At 55.5% G+C, this 24,519-nt stretch carries 15 protein-coding genes and 2 tRNA genes; 11 read left to right on the forward strand and 6 right to left on the reverse strand.

Features of this window, described 5'->3' with window-relative positions:
* The first annotated feature begins 13 nt into the window (after window positions 1–13).
* From lon to NZ823_02675, 7 genes are all read left to right on the forward strand, one after another.
* Window positions 14–2,434 carry an endopeptidase La gene (gene lon / locus NZ823_02645; protein MCS6804025.1) on the forward strand — a complete coding sequence of 807 codons (2,421 nt, stop codon included), beginning with the start codon at window positions 14–16 and terminating at the stop codon, window positions 2,432–2,434.
* Window positions 2,435–2,563: 129 nt separating this feature from the next.
* Window positions 2,564–3,160: a ribosome biogenesis GTP-binding protein YihA/YsxC gene (gene yihA / locus NZ823_02650; GenBank protein ID MCS6804026.1), complete on the forward strand. Its 597-nt coding sequence runs from the start codon at window positions 2,564–2,566 to the stop codon at window positions 3,158–3,160.
* 134 nt (window positions 3,161–3,294) lie between these two features.
* Window positions 3,295–4,554, forward strand: a complete 1,260-nt coding sequence (gene rho / locus NZ823_02655; protein ID MCS6804027.1) for a transcription termination factor Rho — start codon at window positions 3,295–3,297, stop codon at window positions 4,552–4,554.
* A 347-nt stretch (window positions 4,555–4,901) separates the two neighbouring features.
* Window positions 4,902–5,516, forward strand: coding sequence for a TetR/AcrR family transcriptional regulator (locus NZ823_02660; GenBank protein ID MCS6804028.1), 615 nt, complete (start codon window positions 4,902–4,904; stop codon window positions 5,514–5,516).
* A gap of 91 nt (window positions 5,517–5,607) precedes the next feature.
* Window positions 5,608–7,116 carry a hypothetical protein gene (locus tag NZ823_02665; GenBank protein MCS6804029.1) on the forward strand — a complete coding sequence of 503 codons (1,509 nt, stop codon included), beginning with the start codon at window positions 5,608–5,610 and terminating at the stop codon, window positions 7,114–7,116.
* Between the two features lie 84 nt (window positions 7,117–7,200).
* Complete coding sequence (locus NZ823_02670; protein MCS6804030.1) at window positions 7,201–9,369, forward strand: acyl-CoA dehydratase activase; 2,169 nt, start codon at window positions 7,201–7,203, stop codon at window positions 9,367–9,369.
* Window positions 9,308–10,492, forward strand: coding sequence for an acyl-CoA dehydratase activase-related protein (locus NZ823_02675; protein ID MCS6804031.1), 1,185 nt, complete (start codon window positions 9,308–9,310; stop codon window positions 10,490–10,492). Before NZ823_02670 ends, NZ823_02675 begins: the two co-directional genes overlap by 62 nt.
* 139 nt (window positions 10,493–10,631) lie before the next feature.
* On the opposite strand, the gene NZ823_02680 is transcribed toward NZ823_02675, so the two are convergent.
* The 5 genes from NZ823_02680 to NZ823_02700 all read right to left on the reverse strand — a co-directional run bounded on the left by NZ823_02680 (window position 10,632) and on the right by NZ823_02700 (window position 17,188).
* Entirely contained in the window at window positions 10,632–11,753 is a 1,122-nt protein-coding gene (locus NZ823_02680; GenBank protein ID MCS6804032.1) for an aminotransferase class V-fold PLP-dependent enzyme, read from the reverse strand.
* Window positions 11,750–12,793 carry an asparaginase gene (locus tag NZ823_02685; protein MCS6804033.1) on the reverse strand — a complete coding sequence of 348 codons (1,044 nt, stop codon included), beginning with the start codon at window positions 12,791–12,793 and terminating at the stop codon, window positions 11,750–11,752. The genes NZ823_02680 and NZ823_02685 overlap by 4 nt, the downstream gene beginning before the upstream one ends.
* A gap of 158 nt (window positions 12,794–12,951) precedes the next feature.
* A complete protein-coding gene (locus tag NZ823_02690; GenBank protein MCS6804034.1) occupies window positions 12,952–15,249 on the reverse strand; it encodes a TonB-dependent receptor in 2,298 nt (765 codons plus the stop codon).
* Window positions 15,250–15,430: 181 nt separating this feature from the next.
* Window positions 15,431–16,240, reverse strand: a complete 810-nt coding sequence (locus tag NZ823_02695) for a DUF4198 domain-containing protein (GenBank protein MCS6804035.1) — start codon at window positions 16,238–16,240, stop codon at window positions 15,431–15,433.
* Window positions 16,241–16,357: 117 nt separating this feature from the next.
* Window positions 16,358–17,188 carry a DUF4394 domain-containing protein gene (locus tag NZ823_02700; protein ID MCS6804036.1) on the reverse strand — a complete coding sequence of 277 codons (831 nt, stop codon included), beginning with the start codon at window positions 17,186–17,188 and terminating at the stop codon, window positions 16,358–16,360.
* Between the two features lie 199 nt (window positions 17,189–17,387).
* On the opposite strand from NZ823_02700, the gene NZ823_02705 reads away from it, so the two are divergent.
* A tRNA-Gly gene (locus NZ823_02705) sits at window positions 17,388–17,462 on the forward strand.
* A gap of 50 nt (window positions 17,463–17,512) precedes the next feature.
* Window positions 17,513–17,587: transfer RNA gene (locus tag NZ823_02710), tRNA-Cys, on the forward strand.
* Window positions 17,588–17,780: 193 nt separating this feature from the next.
* On the opposite strand, the gene NZ823_02715 is transcribed toward NZ823_02710, so the two are convergent.
* Window positions 17,781–18,239 (reverse strand): hypothetical protein, encoded by a 459-nt coding sequence (locus NZ823_02715; protein ID MCS6804037.1) that lies wholly within the window; start codon window positions 18,237–18,239, stop codon window positions 17,781–17,783.
* Between the two features lie 321 nt (window positions 18,240–18,560).
* Between NZ823_02715 and NZ823_02720 the strand changes: the two genes are divergently transcribed.
* Both NZ823_02720 and NZ823_02725 read left to right on the forward strand, forming a co-directional pair.
* Window positions 18,561–20,276 carry a serine/threonine protein kinase gene (locus tag NZ823_02720; protein ID MCS6804038.1) on the forward strand — a complete coding sequence of 572 codons (1,716 nt, stop codon included), beginning with the start codon at window positions 18,561–18,563 and terminating at the stop codon, window positions 20,274–20,276.
* Between the two features lie 177 nt (window positions 20,277–20,453).
* A complete protein-coding gene (locus NZ823_02725; protein ID MCS6804039.1) occupies window positions 20,454–24,500 on the forward strand; it encodes a carboxypeptidase-like regulatory domain-containing protein in 4,047 nt (1,348 codons plus the stop codon).
* The last annotated feature ends 19 nt before the right edge of the window (window positions 24,501–24,519 follow it).

Genomic DNA, 24,519 nt, shown 5'->3' on the forward strand with positions numbered 1-24,519 from the left:
CGGAGGATTGGCGATGAAAGAGTATAGCGATGCAACTCCCACCGACGTTGTTCGGCATCCGGTTGTGCCGGTGCGTGACGTTGTCATCTTTCCCCATTGTATCGCCCGCTTCTTTATTGGTCGCCGCTCATCTGTTGAAGCCTTTCAGGCCGCGCTGCGAAACGATCGGATGGTGTTCTTGGCGACGCAGCATGACGCCACCGTTGATGAGCCGACGCCCGAGCAAGTCTATACTGTCGGCACGATCGCGCAAATCACCAAATCGCTGCCCTTGCCTGACGGCACGATCAAAGTGGAGGTGGAAGGCCGCGAACGGGGCCGCGCGGTGCAGATTCAGGTGCAGCATGGGTATTGGCTTGCCACAGTCCGTCGTCTGCCCGACGTGATTGAGCCTTCATCGAAATTGAAGTCCCTGCTGGGACGTTTGACGATTTTGGTTGACCAGTACTTGCAGCAGTATCCCAACGTTGACGTGCGGCACGCCTTTCGTTCGCAGGACCCGGCGCAGGTGGCCGATTTACTGGCCGATAGTTTGAAGCTGGATGTCGAGGTCAAGCAGCACCTGCTGGAGACAACGTCGGTCGCTCAACGGTTGACACGCCTCGTTGAAGTGCTTCAGTTGGAGATTGAGAAGTCACAGTTAGACCGCGAGATTAACAACCGCGTCAAACGGCAGATGGAAAAAGCTCAGCGCGAGTATTATCTGAACGAGAAGATCAAAGCCATTCACAAAGAGCTTGGCCGCAAAGATGAAAAAGCTGAGCTGGATGAGTTGAAGCAAAAAATTGAAGAGGCCGGCATGACGGCTGAAGCCTACGAAAAGGCCATGAATGAGCTGAAGCGGCTGGAACAGATGCCGCCGATGTCAGCCGAGACGACCGTGTCGCGCAATTACATTGACTGGTTGTTGGCCGTTCCGTGGCGCAAGATGAGTGAGGAGATTCGCGATCTGTCGTTTGCCGAGAACGTGCTGAACGAAGATCACTACGGGTTGGAGAAGATCAAAGAACGCATCCTCGAATATCTGGCTGTGCGGCAATTGGTGGAGAATCCCAAGGGAACGATCATCTGCTTTGCCGGCCCGCCGGGCGTGGGCAAAACCAGCTTAGGCCGATCCATTGCTCGCGCGACGGGGCGAAACTTTATCCGGTTATCGCTGGGCGGCGTGCGGGATGAGGCGGAAATTCGCGGGCATCGGCGCACGTACATCGGCGCGCTGCCGGGGCAGATCATCCAGATGATGCGCAAGGCTGGCACGGTCAACCCGCTGTTTATGCTGGACGAGCTGGACAAATTGGGCGTTGATTTTCGCGGCGATCCGGCTGCCGCCTTGCTGGAGGTGCTCGATCCGGAACAGAACTTCATGTTTCGCGATCATTACTTGGATGTCGAGTATGATCTGTCCAAGGTGATGTTCATCGCCACGGCCAATGTCACCCATACGATTCCGCCGGCGCTACAAGACCGGCTGGAGATTCTCCGGTTGCCAGGCTACACCGAGTATGAGAAGCTACAGATTGCCCGGCGGCACCTGATTCCCAAACAACTGAACAACACCGGCCTCAAACCGGAACACATCAACATCGAAGAGGCCGCCGTGCGACGGATCATTCAGTACTACACGCGCGAGGCGGGCGTGCGCAATCTGGAGCGCGAGATTGGCGCCATCTGTCGCAAGGTCGCGCGCCGGTTAGTAAGTTCCGGGCAAGACCCTCAGATGTTCAATCAGACCGTCGGTGAAGCTGACATCGCCGGGTTGCTCGGTCCTGAGAAGTTCCGGCCCGGCATGGCCAATGATCGCAGCGAAGTTGGCCTCGCCACCGGCTTGGCGTGGACGGAGATGGGCGGTGAAGTCCTTCAGATCGAAGTCACGCTCATGCCCGGCACCGGCAAATTGACGTTGACCGGCAAACTGGGCGAGGTCATGCAAGAATCGGCGCAAGCGGCTATCAGCTATGTCCGCTCGCGGGCAACGCTATTTCAGATTCCGACCGATTTTCACAAGAATTTCGACATTCACATTCACATTCCTGAGGGAGCAATCCCCAAGGACGGGCCGTCGGCTGGTATCACTATGGCGACGGCGATTGTTTCTGCTGTCACCAATATCCCCGTGCGCTGCGACGTGGCGATGACGGGCGAAATTACCCTGCGTGGCAAAATCCTACCGATCGGCGGGGTCAAAGAAAAACTGCTGGCAGCGCATCGCGCCGGCATCACCACTTTGCTCCTGCCGAAAGAGAATCAAAAAGACCTCGTGGACGTTCCTCGGGATGTCCTGCACGACCTCAACATCGAGTTTGTCGAGTCTATGGACGAGGTGACGCGGCTGGCCTTGGAAGGCTCATTGCCGCCGGTTGAGCAACCGCCGGTGGACGCTTTATGGGCCCGGCCAAGTGTGTCCGGCGAGGGCGCCACATCGTTGACTGAGTGAATCATCAACACGCTGAATGCCGAACGCTCCGTGACCCATGCTTGTCATCGAAGCGTTCACCAGGGTGGCAAGTCGTTGGTGAGTGTTCGTCGTTCAAAGCGTACACCGTTCATCATGACATAGGCCTGAATGAAAGTGACCAGCGCGCAGTTTATTTGCAGCGTCTATTGCAGCGATGATTTGCCCAAGGATCGGCGCCCAGAGATTACGCTGCTAGGGCGCTCCAATGTGGGCAAATCGAGTGTGCTGAACAGCCTGCTCAATCGTCGCTCGCTGGCCCGCATCGGTTCGACGCCCGGCCGAACACGTTCTATCAATTTCTACTTGGTGAACCAGATGTTTTACATGGTTGATCTGCCCGGCTATGGGTACGCCAACGTGTCGGAGGCGCAACGGCGCTGGTGGCGCGCATTGATCGAAGCGTACTTGAACGAGCGGTCTCAAATTGCCTTAGCTGTGCTAGTCATTGATGCGCGGCACGAGCCGACCTTGTTAGACATGCAGATGCGCGATTGGTTGATCAGCGCGAGCCTGCCGTATGTCGTGGCACTGACCAAGGCTGACAAACTGTCGCGACAGGAGATCGCCCGGTCAACCAGCCGTGCGTGCCAGGTGTTTCCCAACGTGACTGTCGTGCCCTATTCAGCGCGGACGCGGTTAGGCGTCGCCGAGCTGTGGCAAGCCATTCAATGCCGGCTGAGGGCCATGCCTTTGGCATCTCATTGAGCCACTGTCCATGTGCTGCCGGCACATCACGAAGGAATGAACATAAACCGCTCAGGTCGCCGCAGAGTGCTGAGATGGCTCTTTTCTCAGTGTTCTCTGTGCGCCTGTTGGTCGTTTTCCAAGGAGTATTGGTTATGACATTTGAAATTCATGAACTCAAAGAGATGAGCCTGAGCCGACTCGCTCAGATCGCCCGTGACTTGCAGATTCCGGGGGCCACCAGCCTGCGCAAGCAAGAACTGGTGTTTAAGATTATGCAAGCGCAAACCGAGCGCAGCGGGTTGATCTACTCGGAAGGCGTGCTGGAATGTCTGCCTGATGGGTTCGGGTTTTTGCGGTGTCCAGACTACTGCTATTTGCCCGGACCTGATGACATCTATGTCTCGCCATCACAGATTCGCAAATTTGATCTGCACACGGGCGACATCGTCTCCGGCCAGATTCGCCCACCCAAGAATGGCGAGCGATATTTCGCGTTGATCAAGGTCAAAGCGATCAACTACGAGCCGCCGGAAGTGCACCGGGAAAAGGTCATGTTCGACAACCTGACCCCGCTCTATCCGAACGAGCGGCTGAGAATGGAGAGCACGCCGGACAACTTGTCGGGCCGCGTGCTGGATATGTTGACGCCGATTGGCAAAGGGCAACGCGGATTGATCGTCTCGCCGCCGCGCGCCGGCAAGACCATGTTGCTGCAATCCATTGCGACATCGTTGGCCAAGAATCATCCTGAAGTGTTTCTCATCGTCCTGTTGATTGATGAACGCCCTGAAGAAGTCACCGATATGATGCGCACGGTTCACGGCGAGGTCATCAGTTCAACATTCGATGAGCCAGCGGCTCGCCACGTTCAAGTGGCCGAGATGGTGATCGAAAAAGCAAAGCGACTGGTCGAGCATGGACGCGACGTGGTGATTCTCCTGGATTCGATCACCCGGCTGGCGCGCGCCTATAACGCTACCGTGCCGTCGTCTGGCAAAATCCTATCAGGCGGCATTGACGCCAACGCGCTGCAACGGCCGAAACGCTTCTTTGGCTCAGCCCGCAATATCGAAGAAGGCGGCTCGTTGACGATCATCGCCACTGCGCTGATTGATACCGGTTCGCGCATGGACGACGTGATCTTTGAGGAGTTCAAGGGCACTGGTAACATGGAGATTCTGCTCGATCGCCGGCTCGTTGACAAACGCATCTTCCCTTCAATTGACATTAACCGCTCCGGCACACGTAAAGACGAGCTGTTGATGCCGCTGGAAGAATTCAATCGCGTCATTGTGCTGCGTCGGGTGCTGAGCCAGTTATCCCCCGTCGAGGCGATGGAATTGCTGCTGGACAAACTGAGTCGAACCAAAACCAATGCTGAGTTTCTTGCGTCTATGCAAAACCTGGAGTGAGATGCTTCCGGTGTTCAACCTGTCGTGTAATTCGATTCAGCCCGCTTGTGGTTTTCAAGCTCAATGGCGAGACGATGCCAGTCTTCAACCGGTCATGTTGCCTGCTAAACGGTCATTGCGGCCCGCGAACCTGCCATGCCGATTGTGCAGTGTAGTATGAGGTAGCCAGCAAGAGACCTCTCACCCTCAGCGAATCCGGAGAGATTCAAGTTGGTTGACATCTGATTATGCAGCCGTCATCAATTAGTAGTGGAACCGTCAGCGAACCCAGAGAAATTCAAGTTGGTTGACATGGCGTGGTGGATTGTCGTACCATGCTGCTCCCACAACAGCCTGGGAGGTCGGGTGTGGTTAATCAAGACGAATTGAGAACGGAGCGGCGCAAGCAAATTCAGTTTTTCGCCAAACAAGTCTTCTCCAGGAAGGGCTTTCACAATACGAGCGTGTCAGACATCATCCACGAGGCTGATATTGCACGCGGCACGTTCTATCTCTACTTTCAAAGCAAACGAGACATTTTCGATAGTCTCTTGGATGAGCTCCTCACGGAGCTGCGCCGGTGCATTAAGCCGATTGATCTTGGTCCGGGAGCGCCTGATCCATTTGATCAGCTCAAAGCTAATATCCGCCGGGTGATCGAGCTGGTCCGTCGCGATCCACAACTGATTCAGATTTTGCTGCATCACGCTGCCGGCTTGGATCAAAAATCAGCCGAGATCGTGCGAAACTTTTATGCCAAGGTGTTGGAGTTGATCGAGCGATCATTACAACAGGGGATTCGGCTGGGATTAGTGCGACCCTGTGATACCCGGATTGTGGCCTCTTGCATTCTAGGAACAATTAAGGAAGTGGCTGACGATTTGACTTCGCAGACGTGGGACGTCAGCTCACATGAGCGGTTGGTTGAGGAGATCATTGATTTTGGTCTACGCGGTGTGCTGGCTCGACCGTTGAGCCAATAATTTTTTTGTTCAGTCACTAGACTGACATGTCAGTCTAGTTGGGTAAATGCTTGGCTCCGGCTTGGCCGGAGAACTTGAGAAGGGAGGAACTATGGTGGAAACGATGGAAGCCATCCGACACTACACAGCCTATCGAACTCGGCCGCTGACGGATGAACAACGGCGGACGATTACCATTCTTTTTGGAGGCCTCACGTGGAAACACGAACGGCTCATTCAAGGCGTGCTCCACAATTTGAACTACAATGCCGAGCCGCTTCCCAACATCACGCGCGAGGATTTGGATGCCGGTAAGGAGTTGATTGACGTGGGGGCCTGTTGTCCAACGATCTTCACGACAGGCAACTTGGTGACCTATCTGAAAAAGAAAGCGCAGGTAGAGGGCCGAGACTACGTGGCCAATAATTACGCCTTTGTAACGGCTGGGGCCTGCGGTCCATGTCGGTTCGGGCAATATCATGAATCCTACACAATGGCGCTCAATGGCCTGGGACTGCAAGATTTTCGCCTGTTCCTTCTTTCTCAGAACAAACTCGACCAGGGAGATAACGGCGGTGGGTTGAATTTCTCACTGCCCTTTTCGATGGGCGTGGTCTGGGCCATTCTCTGCGCCGACATCCTGACCGACATGGAATACCTGACACGGCCGTATGAGGTCATTCCTGGCCAAACCGACCAGGTCATGCAGGAGAGCATCGAGTATCTTTATGAGGTCTTTCGTAACCGACCGATTCGCGGCAAAAAATGGGGCAATTTAGCCTGGCATTTGACTACTTCGTATTTCACGGAGGCGCTAAAAGAGGTCAAGAAGAAATGGGATGCCGTTGAAGTAGACCGCTTGCAGGTCAAAGCAAAGGTGAAGATCACCGGCGAATTTTGGCTGCAAACGCACGAAGGCGACGGCAACTACAACATCAAACGGTGGCTCGAACACGAAGGCGCTGAAGTGATTCCACCGCCGGTCGCCGTCTGGTTAGATTATCTGCTGCACTCGAAATTGTTCGACTTAGAAAATCGCAAAGAGTTTGAAAAGCGTCCAGGCGTGAAGATGGCGCTGATTAAGGCTCTGGCGCGACTGTATCGCCGAACCTATGACGGATTGCGCAAGGCGCTGAACTTTGTGCCGTATGCGCTGCCGGACCAATTTGAGCTGCGTCAGCTCGCCGACCCTTACTACCATTACCGGTTACGTGGCGGTGAAGGTCACATGTTGGTGGGCAAGGCGCTCTATGCCTATCGTCACAAACGAGCGCACATGATCTGCGAATTGTCACCCTACTCCTGCATGCCGAACACGATGTCCATTGGAGCGATGGCCAAAGTGCTCGGCCAATATCCTGATCTGCTGTATGCGCCGATTGAAGTCAAAGGCGACGCAGAGGTGCATGCACTCTCTCGTTGCCAGATGATCTTGACGGAAGCGAAGCAGCGGGCGCAGATGGAATTTGACGAGGTGCTCGACCGGAATAAGCTGACCGTGGAGAAGCTGCGCGACCTTGAAGCCAAGCAACCGGCGCTCAGACGCGCCACGTTCCGGGTTCCACACTACGGGTATGCGGGCACGGCCGTCAACTATGCGCTCTATCTGGCCACGCGGTAGCGCGAGCGAACGCGCCTTGCGTGGGCGCGCATGACATAGATGGACATGAACAGAACAGGAGTCTCTCCCATCTCAGGAGGTACTATGATTTGCGGCATTGATGTTGGCAGCACCACATGCAAATACGTGCTGGCATCGTCTGAGGGTGAAATCATTGATCAAGCGTATGAGCGGCACAACACCAAACAGGTGGAAAAGGTGTTGGAGTTTTTGACGCGATTGGAGCAGCAGCACGGCCTCACGCCGGAGCGAGATCGAGTCTTCTTCACGGGTTCCGGCTCAGGATTGATTGCCAAGCTGGTCGGCGGCAAAGTTGTTCAGGAAGTGGTCGCCGTGGCCGCCGCTGTCGAGAAGCTCCATCCTGATGTGCAGTTTGTCAGCGAGATCGGCGGCGAAGATATGAAGACGATCTTCTTCACCGGCTCGAACGGGACGAAGAATAAGCAAGTGCTTATGCAAAGCGCATGCTCAGGCGGCACGGGAACGTTCATTGAGAAGACGGCGCGCAAGCTCCAGATTCCACCGGAGCAGCTCTCGCAGATGACATACGAAGGGCGCACGCTGCACAAAATCAGCAGCAAGTGCGGCATCTTCGCTGAAGCCGACGCCAACACGTTGTTGAAAGCGGGCGTCTCCATTGAAGAGATCATTGCGTCGTTGTTTGAGGCTGTGGTTTATCAAAACCTGGCGACCTTAACCAAGGGCAACACGCCGTTGCCGGAAGTCTTGCTGCTGGGTGGACCGAATCTTTTCTTCCGTGGCTTACAGGAAGCATGGCGGCATCACCTCAGCAAACTCTGGCAAGAGAGAAAAGTGGCGCTGCCTGCCGGCAAGGACCCGGCCGAGTTGATCCAAGTTCCTACCAATGCGCTCTACTACGCTGCGCTCGGCTGCATCGAAGCAGGACGCGGAGAGCCGGAGCGCGTCGGTCGTTATGCCGGCACTGAGCGATTGAAATGGTGGATCGAAGAGGGTCAACACGAAGAGAAGCAGAAGGAAGGGAAACGCGGATTGTGGCGTGAGCCGGAGGAATTGCACGCCTTCAAAGCGATCTATGGCCGTCCCAATGGTCGGACACACTCTGAGCCGGCGGTCAACGTAGAGTTGACTCAGGTCGTCGTCGGGTGTGACTTCGGTTCAACCACGGCTAAGGCCGTCTGTCTCTCGCCGCAGAAGGAACTGGTCTTTTCCTGCTACGCGCTCAGCAAGGGAAATCCGATCGAAGACGCTCGGGCGCTCTTCCGGCAAATTCGACAGGCGCTTGGCAGCAGCGGTCAGATTCTTTCGCTCGGCATCACCGGATACGGCAAAGACCTGCTCAAAGGCATTGTCGGCGCCGATTGCGCCGTGGTCGAAACGGTGGCGCATGCGACTGCCGGACTGCACTTCTTCCCTGACGCCGATTGTATTTGCGACGTCGGCGGCGTGGATGTCAAGATCATGATTCTGAATAACGGCACTGTCGCCGATTTCCGCCTGAACTCGCAGTGTTCATCTGGCAACGGCGCATTTCTTCAAGGTGTGGCTGAGCGGTTCAATATCGAACTCGGCGAGATTGCCGACCGCGCGTTCGCGGCGCAAGCCATCCCGCAGTTGTCAATGGGCTGCGGCGTCTTCCTCCAGAGCGACATCGTCAATCAGCAGCGCAAAGGCTGGCAGGCAGAAGAAATTCTGGCTGGCTTGTGCGCCATTCTGCCGCTCAATGTGTGGATTTATGCCGGCGGGTTGAACAACCTGTCACAGATCGGCAAGAAATTCATCTTGCAAGGCGGCAGTCATAAGAATTTGGCTGTGGTCAAAGCCCAGGTGGATTTCATCAAGTCGAAGATTCCGGATGCTGAGGTAGTGGTGCACCCGTATTCGGGCGAAGCCGGCGCGATTGGCGCGGCACTGGTGGCGCTCGATTGGTGGCAGCGCGGCGGGCAGACCGGTTTCCGCGGGTTTCAGGTTATCGAGGAGTTGAGCTACGAGACCACAACCTCGCTCGACACGGTCTGCAAATGGTGTCCCGTCTCTTGCCAGCGTACCTTCATTGATGTTCGGCTTCCCGGCGGCAAAGGCCGACCCTGGAGCAAAGTGCCGCTAGCCGAAGGATGGGAACGCGTGATCGTCAATAACTCTTGTCCCAAAGGACTGGTGGAAGATGCCAACGAAATGCGGGTGATTAAAGCCGAGATGGAGAAGACTAAACATGCCTTTCCCAACATTGCGGACATGGTTCGGGCCCAAGCCTTCCACCGCTTTGCCGGCTAAGACGAAGGATCGTTCAGGTCTTCGCGTCGGCATTCCCAAGGTCCTGAACATCTGGAGCACGCATCAATTCTGGATCGGATTTTTGAAGGCGTTGGGCATTCCTGGCGAGAATATCGTCTTCAGCTCCGATACCTCGGAAGAGCAATTCCGCGAATTTGGCAAAGGCCGCGGCACGGTGGATTGCTGCTATCCGGTCAAGTGCATGAGCGGGCACTACGGTGAATTGATCTTCGGTCAAAAGAAGAAAATCAACGTGCTCCTGAGTCCGATGATCTACACATTGCCGTCGTTTCTTCGTGGGCATGTGCTCGACACGGCTACTTGCACCCGCGTCATGGCAGGACCGGAAAACATCCGCGCCGGCTTTCAAAAAGAGCGGGACGTCTTCGCTGAAAACGACATCATCTATGCCTCTCCGTTCGTGAGCATGGGCGATCCGCAGATGGTGCCCAAAGAGCTGTATGAATCGCTCAAAGATGTATTCGATCTCGACTTCGAGGAAACACGCCGAGCTGTGGAAGCCGGATATGAGGCGCTAGAAAATTTCAATCGTCGAATGCGCGCCAAAAGCCGAGAAATTCTCACCTGGTGCGCGCGCAACCAGAAGCCCTGCATCTTGATCTTAGCGCGTCCTTATCACATGGACCCTGGCATTGGCCATGAGATTGAAGTGAACCTGCAAACACATGGCTACCCGATTCTGTGGATGCAGTACTTCCCGATTGATGATGACCTGATGAACTGGTTATTCGGTCCCGACCTCCGCGCTGGTCGCATCCGCAGTCCCTTTGATATTTCCGATGTGTGGGATTCTTCCTACAGCAGCAACACAAACGAAATCCTATGGGGCGCCAAAGTCGCCGCTCGATGTCCGTGGATCACGTGCGTGATTCGGTTCTCCAGCTATGAGTGCGGCATGGATCAGCCGACCTACACGCCGACTCAGAAGATTGTCGAGGCGTCCCGCACGCTCTTCTTCAAGTTCGGCGATCTGGACGCTACCAAGCCCGCCGGCAGCGTCAACATTCGTGTGGAAACCATCGTCCATTACGTTGAGAAGTATTCTCAGGAGATCATTCAAAGAAAGTTGGCCTGGCTGCCCGAGCCATGTCCATTGTTGTGATACAGCGTCTACCAAGTTGCCTGAGCAAGGTGACAATCGCCTTGCCGCCGTCGGTGAGCGCGTTTGGGCTGGCTTGTGCCAGGCTCTCTGCCAGACGCCAATAGAGGATTCAAACACATTGTCTGTCATCAGACCGTCGCTATGGCAGGTGCTCCAGTAGCGCGTCAATCTCTTCAGACGTGTTGTAAAAGTGCGGCGAGATGCGCAACCGCCCAAGCCGCTGAACCACGACAATGCGATGGGCAAGCAACCGGCGATGCAGCTCGACCGCCGGAACCTGCTCGTGCATGCAACAGACAATCGCCGAAGCCTCGCCCGGTCGCCGCGAACTGATGACGCGATAGCCTTTCTCCCGTAAGCCTGCAACCAAATAATCGGTCAGATTCAATAGATGCTGCTCGATGCGATCTATGCCCACTTCCAGAAACAGATCAAGCGATGCGCCCAATGCATGGATGCCCATTGAGTTCAATGAACCAGGCTCATAACGCAGCGCGCCGTCGCGGTAATTCAACTCATAATCGAGCAGCTTGTCGAAGCTATTTTTGACCGACGTCCAACCAACAATTGTGGGTTGAATCAGCGGCATGATTCGCTCGGAGATGTACATGATGGTGATGCCTTCCGGGCCAAGCAGGAACTTGTGCGCATCAGCCGCCAGCGCATCAATTGCGTCTCGCTCAACGTCCAGACGGAGCGCGCCAAGCCCCTGAATCGCGTCAACGACAAACAGAATACCGCGCTGCCGACAAAAGTGGCCGATGGTTGACAGGTCCATGCGAAAGCCGTTGATGAACTGAACGAAGCTGACGGTGACGACGCGCGTCCGCTCATCTACCAGCGACAGCAGCTCGTCCGTCTCGATGCGACCGTCGCGCTCCGGCGCCAGGCGCAGTTGCACGCCATACTGTTGCAGCCGCATCCAGGGATAGATGTTTGACGGAAATTCACAACCACAACTGACAACATTGTCGCCGACGCGCCAATCAATCCCGTTGGCAATGGCCGACAGTGCCGCCGATGTGTTCTGCATAAAAGCAATCTCTGACGGCTTCGCGTTGATCAATCGGGCTGCTTGCTGGCGCACGCGCTCAGCTTCTTGCATCCACGCCATCCACTTCAACCCAGCCTCCGTGGTGGCTTCCTGTAAGAACCGTTGTATCGCTTGGAGCGAGCGGACGGATAATGGGCCGACCGCCGCATGGTTCAAATAAACATAATGCTGTGTGATGGGGAATAGCGCGCGAAGAGCTTCGTTCATGAGCGACAACTCCAGCTCAACTGAAAGGCAGGCTCAATGTGACCCACCACCTCGCCTCGCCGATTTCTCACATCGCGACGGCGCCAATGCGTCAATTGCTCAAGTTCATCATTGGTCAGCACGCCGAGCTGTTTGAGCACTTCGCACACAACCATCGCGCGTACACGGCGATCGTCGCCATCTTCAATTTTGACCGACACGCCCAATCCAGTCGGATACTGCTGATTGGGCATCACGCCGACCGTGTAGACGCCTTCAGCGCCAACTTTGGCGATCAGTCGCCCGCGTGTTGCGTTCATTAAGTCAGAATCGAATCGCCCATGTGTTGAGCCGACCATTTCGGGGAACTCCATCATGGCTGTGGTCACGCGCGCACACGCTTGACGCAAAGGGAGTTCCAACCGGTCTTCGTTCGGATTGACAAGGTGAGCATACAACAGCGCCATCCGGTAGAGCGAAAGAGCGAACGTCGGCACGCCGCATCCGTCAACGCCAATGGCAATGTCACCTGTGCTCATGTCAGCGAATCTGGCCAGTAAGCTCAGGATATGCTGTTGCAACGGGTGATCCGGTTGATCGTAGCTGGCCAGGTCATAGCCTAGGAATTTGCATACGACGAGCATGCCGGTGTGTTTACCCGAACAGTTATTGTGAAGAACCGTCGCGCCATGAGGCCCGAGTTCATTGGCTTTTGCTTTGTCATACGGAGGGTGAACGCCGCATTTGAGCATATCAGCGCGCAAGCCGGCGCGCGCCAGCAAGCCGGCAACAGCATCCGTGTGAATGTCCAATCCGTTATGTGAGGCGATAATGATGGCCAGCTCGCGGTTAGTGATCTGGAAATGCTCGGCAGCGCCGCTGGTCAACACAGGGATGGCTTGAAATGGTTTGGCCGATGAACGCAGAAATGTGACGAACCCGGTGTCGCCAAGATGAGCAATCTGCTCGCCTCGATTGTTGACGACGGCGATCATGCCGCGATGCCGCGACTCGACCGTGTCTGCTCGCGTCACTTCGACCAAGATGGGCGCTTGTTCCATAGCGCGGATACAGTATCAAAGATTGACCGCATCGGCAACTGGAAGCGATGTTCCATTGAGCCGCTGAGCGCGACGCAGCGCTAAAGACGGCTCTTCATGGGAGCCTACGCCAGCCAAAGCGCTGGTCGGCTGTGATTGAATGGCGCGGGCCTTGCCAATCAATCTTTAGCGAACAGGCGAAACGTGACGCCGACCGTCACCGTGATGGGATAGCCCGGCGTCGCGTGAATCCGCGCGATGACCGGATCGCCAGGTCGCAGTCGGGATTCAAAATAGTTTTGCGTTTCGTAGTAGCGCTTGTTGGTGAGATTATCAATGGACATGTTCAACTCGATCCAGCGGCGCACTCGTTTGGCCAGGCTCCAATCCAGAACCGTGAGACCTGATGCGCGAATCGTAGGGTCTTCGCCATCCAGACGGTAGCTGTTGATATAGCGAAATCGTAACGAGCTGGTGAACCCGCGCCAATCGGTCAACGTCAATCCAGCATTGGACACGACGTGTGGCGCGCGATCAACGTAAACGCGCGGCGTTGTGCCGCGGAAAAAGGCATTACCAACCTTGGTCAGGCCGCCGTTGAAACTCAGGTGGCGCAGCAATTGCACCGATGTCCTTGCTTCAAAGCCGTAGGCTCGGCTCGGGCCCTGAAATTCGATGCTGCCATCGTCGGGGATGTAAACTTGCTCGTTGGAGCGATCAATCCAGAATAGATGACTGCTGAGCGAAAGCCGCCGCCAACTGTATGCCGTGCCGAGTTGATAAAAATCGGTCGTCGAAATGCGTGGATTGTCAGGTCGCTGTACAACGCCGCGAGCATCCTGACTGGTGATGCCACGCCCGTAGTTGAAGTAGAGTGTCATCGGAATGCGGTCTGTCGGTACCACGGCCAGGCCCGCCTTGGGTTGAAAGCGCGATGCCCCTTGTGTGCCGGACAAATTCGGCATGATTTTGTCATCCACGTCGAAGCGAAAATAGTCAAATCGCAAGCCGCCTTCCAGGTGCACATGACCGCGCCATAGGTCTATGCCCTGCTGCACGTACCAAGCGCCATTGGTGACATGAGCGTTGGCTTTGGTGGCCGTGGCAATTGGATTACGCTTGACCGTGTTGTATAGCCCGACGTTGATTTGATTGTCATGAAAGTTAGCACCGAGTGTCAGTAAAGCCTGATGCTGGCCGAGCGTGTACGGCTTCAGGTACTGCGCGTTGACGCCTTGTTGTAAGCGCGAATCGTGCTGCTGAAATTCGTCGCCGTTTTCTTCATCGTTGAGGAAGAACGTGAAATCAGAGAACAGATCGAACAAAGAGCGCGCTACAAATCCATCCAGTTTCAATGAATCGCCCGAAGCCCACTCCTTGCGATAGTACATGCCAGCCATGCCGCTACGCACACGCCCACCGTTGAACGGATTGAGAAAGCCAAAGCGGTCGAGGCGTCCGGCGTCCACTTCGTCCAACGGAATTTGCCCTGACGAGAAAAAGTCATTGCGACTCAGATTCATCTTGAAGCCGATGGCTTCACCGGCGCGCCGTTGCCAGGTGTAATTGCCGGTCAAGTTGTCTCGCTTGTAACGCAACGGATTGAGAAACGGACCGTCCGTGCGCGAGGCTTCGTAGGCGATGAATGAGCGAGCCGATTTCAACGCCGGACTGTAGGCCAGAAAGCTCCGGAAGCTATCAAAGCGACCGCCTTGGACACGCCAGGTCAGTTGATCAGGCAACTGCTCACGTAACCGGATGTGAACCACGCCAAGACCAGAAAAGTCGCCATACTCGGCGCTGAACGGACCGTTGACGATATTGACTTCTTCAACCAATTCCGGCGTGAGCGATTTCAACTGACCCAGGTAGCCTTGTCCGTGACCTTGCGTCCCCTGGTTTTGTTGCACGTTGTCAATCAGCACCTTCAGCCCACCATTGACCCCGCCATGATCGGTGTTGAATCCAAACCGGCGAATCTCCAGCGACTTGCCCCCTCCTTCGTGTTGACCAGCGTTGATGCCGGCGTCCAGCGTGAAGAAGATTTGATCATCGCGCGAAAACAGCGTGTCACGATACACTGCTTCGTTGCGCCGTTCAATCCGAGGCTCCAGCGCCGACGCTTGAATGACAATGCTGTCGTGAATCGGCGGAATAATGTAGGTGATTTCGATTCTCAGATTGTCGGCAGCTTCGCCTGCGCCGATTTCTCGTTGTTGCGGCTTGATGTGTTTGCCTTCAACCCTGATGATGAGCGGTTCGTTCGGAGCCGGTAACGCAAAACTGCCGTCAGCGCCGCTGGTCGTACTTCGTTCGGCTGACGCTGAACGAACGATAATCCTGGCTCCAACGACGGCTTCGTTTCTGGATGTGACAACTACGCCGGCGACGGTGCGCTCGGTCTGGGCTAGCGCCGTGCCGCCACCGCAGACCAGCAACAGTAACGAGGGAATCAACCTCAATCGAAAACGCTTCATGCCATGACCTCACTCGCAAATAGAATTTTCCATGGCGTGCGTTCGCACATGAACCATTTCTTCAAACCATTTTCATGCTTCCAAAAATATCGCTTTCTTGCTTCTGTGCGTCAGCATACAGCCATTTATCACGCAAAGGGTGGCCGGCCATTATACTGGCCAGGAACAGGCGTCACAACGATTACCTTATTTCAAACGTCAACGTTGCCCACTTCGACTCATAGTTGATTGGCTGACCGGTCAGTGAGACCATGTGAATGAATTTGACGTACCACCGACCGGCAATCTTCAACGGAAAGCGTACAAGTCCCTGCTCGTCGGTTCGCCCTGAGAGTGAGCCGGTTTGTCCATCAGGCGTTTCCCAGCCAGCTATGACAAACTGCCGAGGAATCGGTTTGCCATCTTTGGTGCACAGAAACGACATCGTTTGACCGACCCTCGCGGTATAAGGATTTTGCTGCGGAATGATCTCCACCGCGTACCCCAATGGCTGCTTGAAACTCTTAGTGCGGCGCTCGCCCACTTGAAAGATCGCCTTGGCATGTTTGGAGTATAACTCATGGGCATCCTCGCCGAGGCGATTTTGCTTCTGTCGTTCAACGAGCATATCGGGGATACCATCGTGCTCCAGATATTCGTTGAATTCTTCCGCTTTCAGATGAATCTCTTTGGGGTACAGCGCGACACCGACGACATACGTGCCCGGCGCTGCCGTCCGCAATTCTAGTCGTGACATGTTGTCTTCATCCCGCCACGCCGTCAGCGGCAGGTGGATACGCTTGCCCTGACCCGTGATCAGACTAACGTCGCGCATGCGCTCTCGCGCGATGGGATTTTCACTTTGTTGAAAAGTGCCGGTCAGCAGGTTCACCGTGACTAACGAATCAGGCGATAGGAAATAGGAATCAAATTTGAGGAATGTATCATGAGCGCCGACAGACGCCGCCAAACTGACCACCAGAACGCCTACTATGATCCCCAATCGCTTCATTGTTGTGGCCAGGAAAATAATCAATCTCGTGACAATAGGCAAGAGATCATGCGGGGGTGAGAAAAAGACGGACACGACACTGCTTCATCAGAGAATCGTGTCCGCCTCGCAGGGGAACTATGGTCGGAGAACCGCCGCCATCGCTTGGATTGGACCTGAGGCGCCGATCCGACCAATGGCGGTGGCTTGACCGGTTGTCAGATTGACCGAAAACAACGTGCTGACAGTCTCACCCGGAAGCACGGCGCTCAGGTAGGCTGCATTGTCCGCGCCCACGATGTCGAAGCTTGTCTGCGCATTGACATCAATGCCAAGCGAGCCGACAACATTGAGCACACCATCATTGGGTGGATTCTGAATGACTAACGCGTCGCGCAGCGAATCAATGTTGTAGAGCGTTGTGCCGGGCATCTGTCGCGGCGATGGCCCGAAGTTGTTGGTGTAGGCCGAAGCCACAATGTGAACCTTACCCCCAGCCACGTAATTCAAGCGGCCATCTATGGCCACCAAAGCACCGTTGTTGGGATTAAGCCGCAGATTCGCGTCATTATCCGTGGTCATGCGAATTCGGTCAGGCAATGGATTGAAGTCAAATCCGAAGGAGTCTCCATCCAACGGCGTGCTGCTCGGGCTGCCCACGGGAGTCGCGCGGCCGTCTTCGGTTGAGATGACGTAAATCGTTGGTATCGCGCCATCCGTGATGCCGTATAGCTTGCCATCGGCGGGACGAAAATCAATGCCAACAAAGGGCAGCGTCGGGCCGACCATGACAACCTCACCGGGGTTGCCGGAACTAAAGCGAATGAGGTTGTTGTTACTGTCAATGGCGTACAACGTATCGCTGCCACTGGTGGCTTTGCTGATAAGAGGCGTCAAGCAGATCACGCTCAGTACCAACGCCAGAAGTGCCTTCCGGGTGCACAAGAGTAATCCTCTAGTGTTGTTCATAGCCTTTCCTCCTAGATGGTATTGTCATGCTTTCGCCCAGCCTCGTATCTACGCAGTAGGTGGTGTAATTGGATGTGTGTGATGAACCGCGAGCATAGGAAGCGAAAGCTCGCTGCCTGCGGCTGGTGGTGACCAAATGCCGGCCTCAGTCCAGCTTGACAAATCAGGGCAGGTGAATACAATTGAAGGCGTGATGTGAGCGGGAGTAACTCAGCGGTAGAGTGCAACCTTGCCAAGGTTGAAGTCGCGGGTTCAAATCCCGTCTCCCGCTCCACACTCCAATCACACGTCAATCGGATGCTTGAAAGTGAGAGGCAATATCAAGGCGGCGTAGCCAAGTGGTAAGGCGGAGGTCTGCAAAACCTCTATGCATCGGTTCGATTCCGATCGCCGCCTCCACGTCATCCCACTCCACGTTTTTGGCTCCATAAACGTGGTCTTTTTCTCCGCAATTGGTATTAGGTCGGTATACGAGCGAGTTGACCCTAGAAGCCCACGCTTCCAGCGTGCCTCAGCCCGCCAGGCGTAGTGCTCCCAAGTTAAATGAATTGAAATCGCTCTAGCTCGTGAAGGGCAAAAAGCCGTGCACTTGCTATGCGGCCTGCGTGCGGCTGGCCTTGAAGATTTTCATGAGAAATTCCTTGGTCATCTGCGCGATGCGGTATTGAACTTGTTCGCGCGTGTTGCCCACTTGCTGCGGCACTTTGATGCCGCGCTCAGCCATGAACGCTTCAAAGCTGGGCATGATGTAGTCTTCCTGTTCGCGTTGCGCCCACTCGTAGATGAATCGGCGGAACGCTTCGACGTCGTCTGGAGCCAGCGATTCTCCGCGTTGCTGAAGAACATGATCAATGATCGCCAATCCGAACTGTCGGGTCTCATCTAGCCAAATTTCACAGGCTTCCCACAGCGGGCCGGGCTGCACTAATTTCCACCCTCCGCCAATCCCATACTTGGCTTTCAATTGACTGATCCGTTCGGCAGCTTTCTCACGCCACTTCGGCGTTTCCGTTTGAACATAGGAATTCGCTAGTTCGACCAGTGTGCTCATAAACGTTGTCCTTGATCTCCTCAGAAAAAGTGGCACAGGCGTTTCCGCCTGTGTGTTTTTGATCGTTTCTGGGCGTCGTCCAGACGGCATGTAAAACTCCTCAGAAAAAGTAGCACAGGCATTCCTGCCTGTGGTGTTTTTCATCGTTTCTGGGCGTCGTCACCGACGATATGAAACCATTCAATCTGAATCGTGAAGGGCCTATTATAATCGGCCATTGGCAGACCGCAATCTGATTTCAATCTGGTTGGTGAGTGTGCTATGCTTTGTGCGTAATTTGCATGACTTGAATTGGACGATGAGGGAAAGCCCGGTTGCCTTATGAGCGCATCAATCGCCTCAGATTCACTGGTCGGCCAAGTGATCGGTGGGAAATATCGCATTGACCGCCAGATTGGCCAAGGGGGCTTTGGCGTGGTTTATTGTGCAACACACTTAGGGCTGGGAAAACCACGCGCTGTGAAGATTCTGCGGCAGATTAGCGACGAGCGCCGGAAGCGATTAGAGATCGAAGCCCGCGCCCTGGCCAAGCTCGATCATCCATATATTGTGTCTGTGGTGGATGTGGGCGTCACGGAGAACAATAGTCCTTTCCTGGTCATGGAGTATGTTGAAGGCAAACCGCTCAACGATGTGATCCTGGCCGAAGGGAAGCTGTCGCTCTCGCGGACGCTCTCCATCATGAAGTGTGTTTGCTCGGCAGTGCATTATGCCCACGAAGAAGGCATCATTCACCGCGATTTGAAGCCCAGTAATATCATTGTCCAGCGATTTTCCGGCGAGGCTGAGACGGCGAAGGTGTTGGATTTCGGCCTGGCCAAGTTCCTTCAGCAGTACGCGCCAGAGCGAGCGGCGGATCCGGCCACCGAGAGCGGCATGGTGCTCGGCACGGTGGAGTATTTATCGCCAGAGCAATGCGCCGGCCGGCCGATTGATGGGCGCTCAGACATCTATTCGCTCGGCGTCATCTTGTATCAAATGCTGACCGGCTCGTTGCCGTTCAAGGGCGACACGCCGTTTGCTATTCTCACACAACATATCAACGCTGAACCGGCCTCCATCTGCGAGGTGCGCCCAGACGTGCCAGCCAGCGTCGAACGCGTGGTGTTTCGCGCGATGGCCAAAGACCCCGACAAACGCTACCAAACGGCCTTGCAGTTGCGCGACGAGTTGGAAAAGGCCATCACACAGCCTGAACAGCTTCCTGTGGGTTCAACCGCGGAGATTCCGCCAACAGTTCATGTCTCCAGCAAGGAACTGCTCGGATCGTCGCCGCGTCGGTTCAGCAGCAGGATGATCCTCGTCGCCGTTGCGATCATCGTGGTCATGGTTATAGCCTGGCGTTTGTTCACCGCGCGCGAGTCGTTGCCCGAGCCATGGATCATCAACGATCCGGGCATGTTGGTAGATATGACACTGGAAAACGGTCAACCCAAGGATAAGCGATGGGCCATTCCCGCGATGTGGCGCTTTGTGCGTGGCGCGGAGGGTGAACATGACGGGGCACTGCTCGTGCGTGGGCCGGAGCTAGGCACGCTGCCGATGTTGGGAGAAACGATGCTCTATGATTTTGTCGTGCGTTTCGGCGTCGTGGTGGAGCGAGGCACAAAAATCAAGTGGGCTGTTCGGGTGCAACCCAATCGTCGGGACTTCTATCTGTTTGAGTTGAGCTTCCCGCAAACCGATAAGGAGACTGCTCAATTTCGCGGCTACGTTTACAATGCTGCGTATCCGCAACCAGGTTCGTTTATTCAAACGATGCAAACGTTGACCGCGTTTGATCAACCTCAGCCGGAGGACTTTTACTGGATCGAGTTCACCGCCGAGGAGTATGTCTTCAAATGTGAGTTTATCCGTGATCGCGGCGATCAAACTGAAGGACCGTACACGATCCGCCTGTGGCCAGACCCGCAGTATCCACGTTACCGCTACGGCGCCATTGGCTTTGGCTTGCTCAACGGTGACGAAACGGTGAAGGTAGAGAGCATCAATATCCTCAAGGCCGTTGGACCACATTGGGAAAAAAACTCGCCCTAAGGTTGCGATCAGCACAAGTTGTCGCTACAATGTTCACCAACTCGCCTCAAGTCATCAAACAATAAGCTCGGTTGTTGATAAGATGCCGTACTGTTGCTGAATGAGGAAATGAAGATCGCGCGGATCGCATTACGAGTTTGCATCAGGACGGCGCGAAATTGGCAAGTAGGCGGTGTGATGCCGCTGTTACTGAGTATGGCACTGGCGCCGGCTTATGGACAGAACTTGGTGGCGGGATATGTCGCCGAAGGCCGTGTCGTCAACGAACGGCGAGAAGGCGTACCCAACGTGATCGTCCGCCCAATCAATCGCAAGACAGGCTTCCGCGAAAAACCGGTCAAGACCAACGCCGATGGCGTTTTTCAGATCACCGGACTGCAAATTGGTGTCTGGTGCTTGCAGATTTACAAGCCGGGGTACGAGGCGCAAGTCGAATTTGAGTGTCGGAAAGACCCCAAAACAGGGCAGCCGATTTTCCAGCCGCGATTGGAGATTCATGGTGATCGCAAGGATATTGCCGAGCCCAATCCCATTCCGCTGCGACGGGTCGTCGCCGCGCCCGGACCGGTTCGCCGCACTTCTCTGAATGTGCACCCAGACGGATTCCTGGAAGTCGTGCTGCGCATGGAGCCGATGAACGAACCGGCCGCAGACACCCGCCTGATGTTAGCTGAGCAAGCTGAGCAAGCGTTGCCTGTGATGACAGGCGTTGTGGTTGACAGGCAAGGGAATCCGCTGCCCGGCATCGAGGTGGTCGTGTTATCCGATCAATCGGATGCCACGTTTTCTGCGATCACCGATGAACGCGGTCAGTTCGTCATTGAGGTCAGTGAGCCGGGACGATACTCGGTCGTCGTTGGCACGGAGCGGTATCGTGAACAGACGATTGCTGTCAGAGTGAGGCCTGAGGAGAAAGTGAAACGAGTGGGCTTCATTCGACTGGAGCCGTCGCCTGATGCAGCGCAAGCAGCGGCAGGCGCTCATCTGGGCGATGCGATTCGGCGCGGCCTTTTCTCAGAGCGAGAATTGAGATCGCTGCCGCTGCCGGGCATTCGCACGTTTGATTCACTGGCATTGTTATCGCCGGGCGTTTTTCCCGGACCGGCGTCGTTTGGCACGCAGGGCCCTGGCATCAGTTCGGGCGTTGGCTCTTCGGGTCAGTTCGCCGTCAATGGGTTGAGAAGCCGCGCCAACAACTTCACCGTGGATGGCTCGGATAATAACGAAGAAGATGTGGGCGTTCGCCGGCAAGGGTTTGTGTCGCTCGTGCCGCAGCCGATTGAAAGCGTGCAGGAATTTCAAATCATCACTGCCCTGGCCGATGCTCGATTTGGCCGCAACATGGGCGCGCAGGTCAATGCGGTCTCCCAATATGGCGGGCGCGAGCTGCATGGCGCGTTCTATGGCTTTTTCACCGATCGCCGATTGAATGCGCGCGACGTTTTCGATTTCGAGGCTGAGCGATTTACCGGCGGTTTGCGGCGGGAGATTCCTATTACCGGTGATGGAACATTGAGCGGAACGCCGGTGCGATTCGATCTCGGTTCGAGTTTTCTTGGGCCGATTCGCGTCAGAGATGGTGTGGGTGTTCAACGCAATCCCACCGGCGGTGAAAATCCGTTCACCCGTGTGCAGAGTGGATTGGTCATCAGCGGGCCGGTGCGGTCCAGCGGACCGTACTTCTTCGGCTCGTTCGAGCGGCAGGAGATGCACGCCAGTGTGGAATCTCACTTCGCTGTGCCGACTGTTGCTCAACGAGGCCTGTTCGAGCAGGGTGACCGCGGCTTGACGTTGACCGATGGCTCACTGGCAGCGCCCGCGTCGCTACCGGGCAATGCCGTTCTCAGCTTGTTTCCGTTTCCCAACAATCCCCTCGGCCCATACGGACCGAACACGTACACAGCCATCTTGCCGGCGGACGGAACGGGAACGATCTTCTCTGGCAAACTGGATCACAACTTCCGCTGGATCAGAAACTGGACACATACATTAACGGGGCGCTACAACTTCACCGATGACGAGAGCGTGCTGCCAACAACAGGCGACGCATTGTTCTCATCGTTGCGCCCAGAAGTGCGCACGCAAAATCTTTCGCTACTGCTGAACACGACGCCTTCCAATACGACGTCCAGCACGGCGCGATTTTCCTATGGTCGCACGAGCCTCCGTTTTTCCGAGGTGCGCGATCCATTTTTGTTGCCGTCGCGCCTCAGTGACGCGCCGTCGGATCAGGCGTTTTTGCTGAACGCGCCGTTGTTACTGAATGTGACCACGCCGGGGCAGCCACCGACGTTCGCTGCTGGTTCGAGCCGGCCAGAGCTGCTCTTTCTGACAGAAACTGAAACCCTCACCGGGCCTGTCGGTCAGATTCACCTGGCCGGCTTCAGTCCGATTGGCGTGGATGTCTTTAACTTCCCACAAGGCCGCGTCAACAACACATTCCAGGCAGCCGACACCGTCACATTTGTTCGCGGGCGGCATATTTTCACCGGTGGCGTAGACGTGCGCCGCACGCAGATCAACAGCTTCGTGGATCGAAATTTCCGGCCACGGCTTGTCTTCAACGGCGTGCTGAATCCATTTTCCGTGCCGGGCATCCCTGCCAATGTGCAGCAACCATTCCTCTCCGGCGCTACACTCGCGGCGGCAGGCGCGCCCAGCGGCTTCTTCCAGACGTTGGCCAACACGACTGTTCCCAATACGCACATAGGAATTCGTTTCACGCAATATAACTTTTTCGTTCATCACGAATTTCGCCTGCCACGATTCATTCTGACTGCCGGCCTTCGATATGAGTTGAACACAAAACCTGATCTGGTTGGCAATCGCCTCGATCGTTCGCTGGCTGAGACACAATCCTTCTTCGAGCGATTTGGTCCAGCGTTCCAGCAGTTCGTGGACCTGGTGAAGCCGCCGTTTTTCCTCGTTGAAAATAATTTCGCGCCGCGTGTCGGCCTGGCATGGGATGTAACGGGTCGCGGACGAACCATCCTGCGGGGCGGGTATGGCCTCTATTTCGATCAATTTTTGGGCACGGTTACCAAGCAATTCCATACGCTGCCGACGGATTTCTTCGCGCAAAACTTACTATTGCTTGAAGGTCGGGCCGACTTTGCGCTGCCGGTGCAGACGTTGGTAACGCCAGGCACGCTCAACAAGCTGGCTGTGGCGCCGGAAGAATTCCTGATGCGCGCGACGGATGTGAATTTGTTATTGCTGCCGTTTTCGCTGCCGCGCGGATTGAAGGTTCCTTACGCGCATCAATACGGTCTCACGCTCGAGCATGAATGGCCGGGACATCTGCTCGTGTCGGCAGCTTACGTCGGCACACGCGGTATTCGATTGCTACGGTTGACCACGCCGGATGGAGGGCTGAGTCGAATCATTCAATTGATCGGCGCCGGCGTGACATCAGGAACGCCCTCACTGCCCGGTTTTGACCTATTCGCTCTGTTTCCGCAACGCGAGGTCCCGGTGGATCGCGTCCTGGTGCCACATGAACAGATTGAGAGTAGTGCCGCGTCTACCTATCATTCGCTGCAACTGGATGTTCGCCGACGGTACGCTCGCGGCTTTCAATTCAGCGCGGCGTTCACCTACTCTCACGCTATTGACGATGCCTCGGATTTGTTCGACACGCGAGGCGCGTATGCTTTGCCGCAAGATAGTCGTCACCTACGCGCCGAACGGGCCTCATCCAGTTTTGACAGCCGCTACCGTGCTGTTGCGCATGCCATTTGGGACATTCCATACGGAGGGCAGCATTGGATGAAAGGGAATTGGCAACTGGCCGGCATCCTGACGCTTCAATCGGGTCAACCGTTCACCATCAATAGTACCATTGATGTCAACGAAGACGGCAATCTGACGGATCGGTTGAATCGAACGGCTGGATTGATTGTGCGCAATCAGGGACCCGTGCGAATCGAGCTGGCACGTGGCGTCACCTTGGCCAGTTTGTTGGCTGAGAGCGGAAAAGTAGGAGCGGTCGGGCGTAATACATTTCGCGCTCCAGCAACGGCGACGTTGGATATGGCTGTCAGTAAGCAATTTCGTATAGGCGACCGCCACCAGCTCGTCGTTCGTACTGAAGCATTTAATCTGTTGAATCGTTCACATTTTGGCATCCCTGTACGGTTACTGGAGGCCCCAGCCTTCGGTCGTTCTGTCAATACATCGAGCCCGGCGCGGAGGATTCAGTTCTCCGTTGCATATTCGTTTTGAGAGGTGGGAGGTTTTCTAT

This window comes from Blastocatellia bacterium (genome assembly GCA_025054955.1).
Classification (GTDB): Bacteria; Acidobacteriota; Blastocatellia; order HR10; family J050; genus JANWZE01.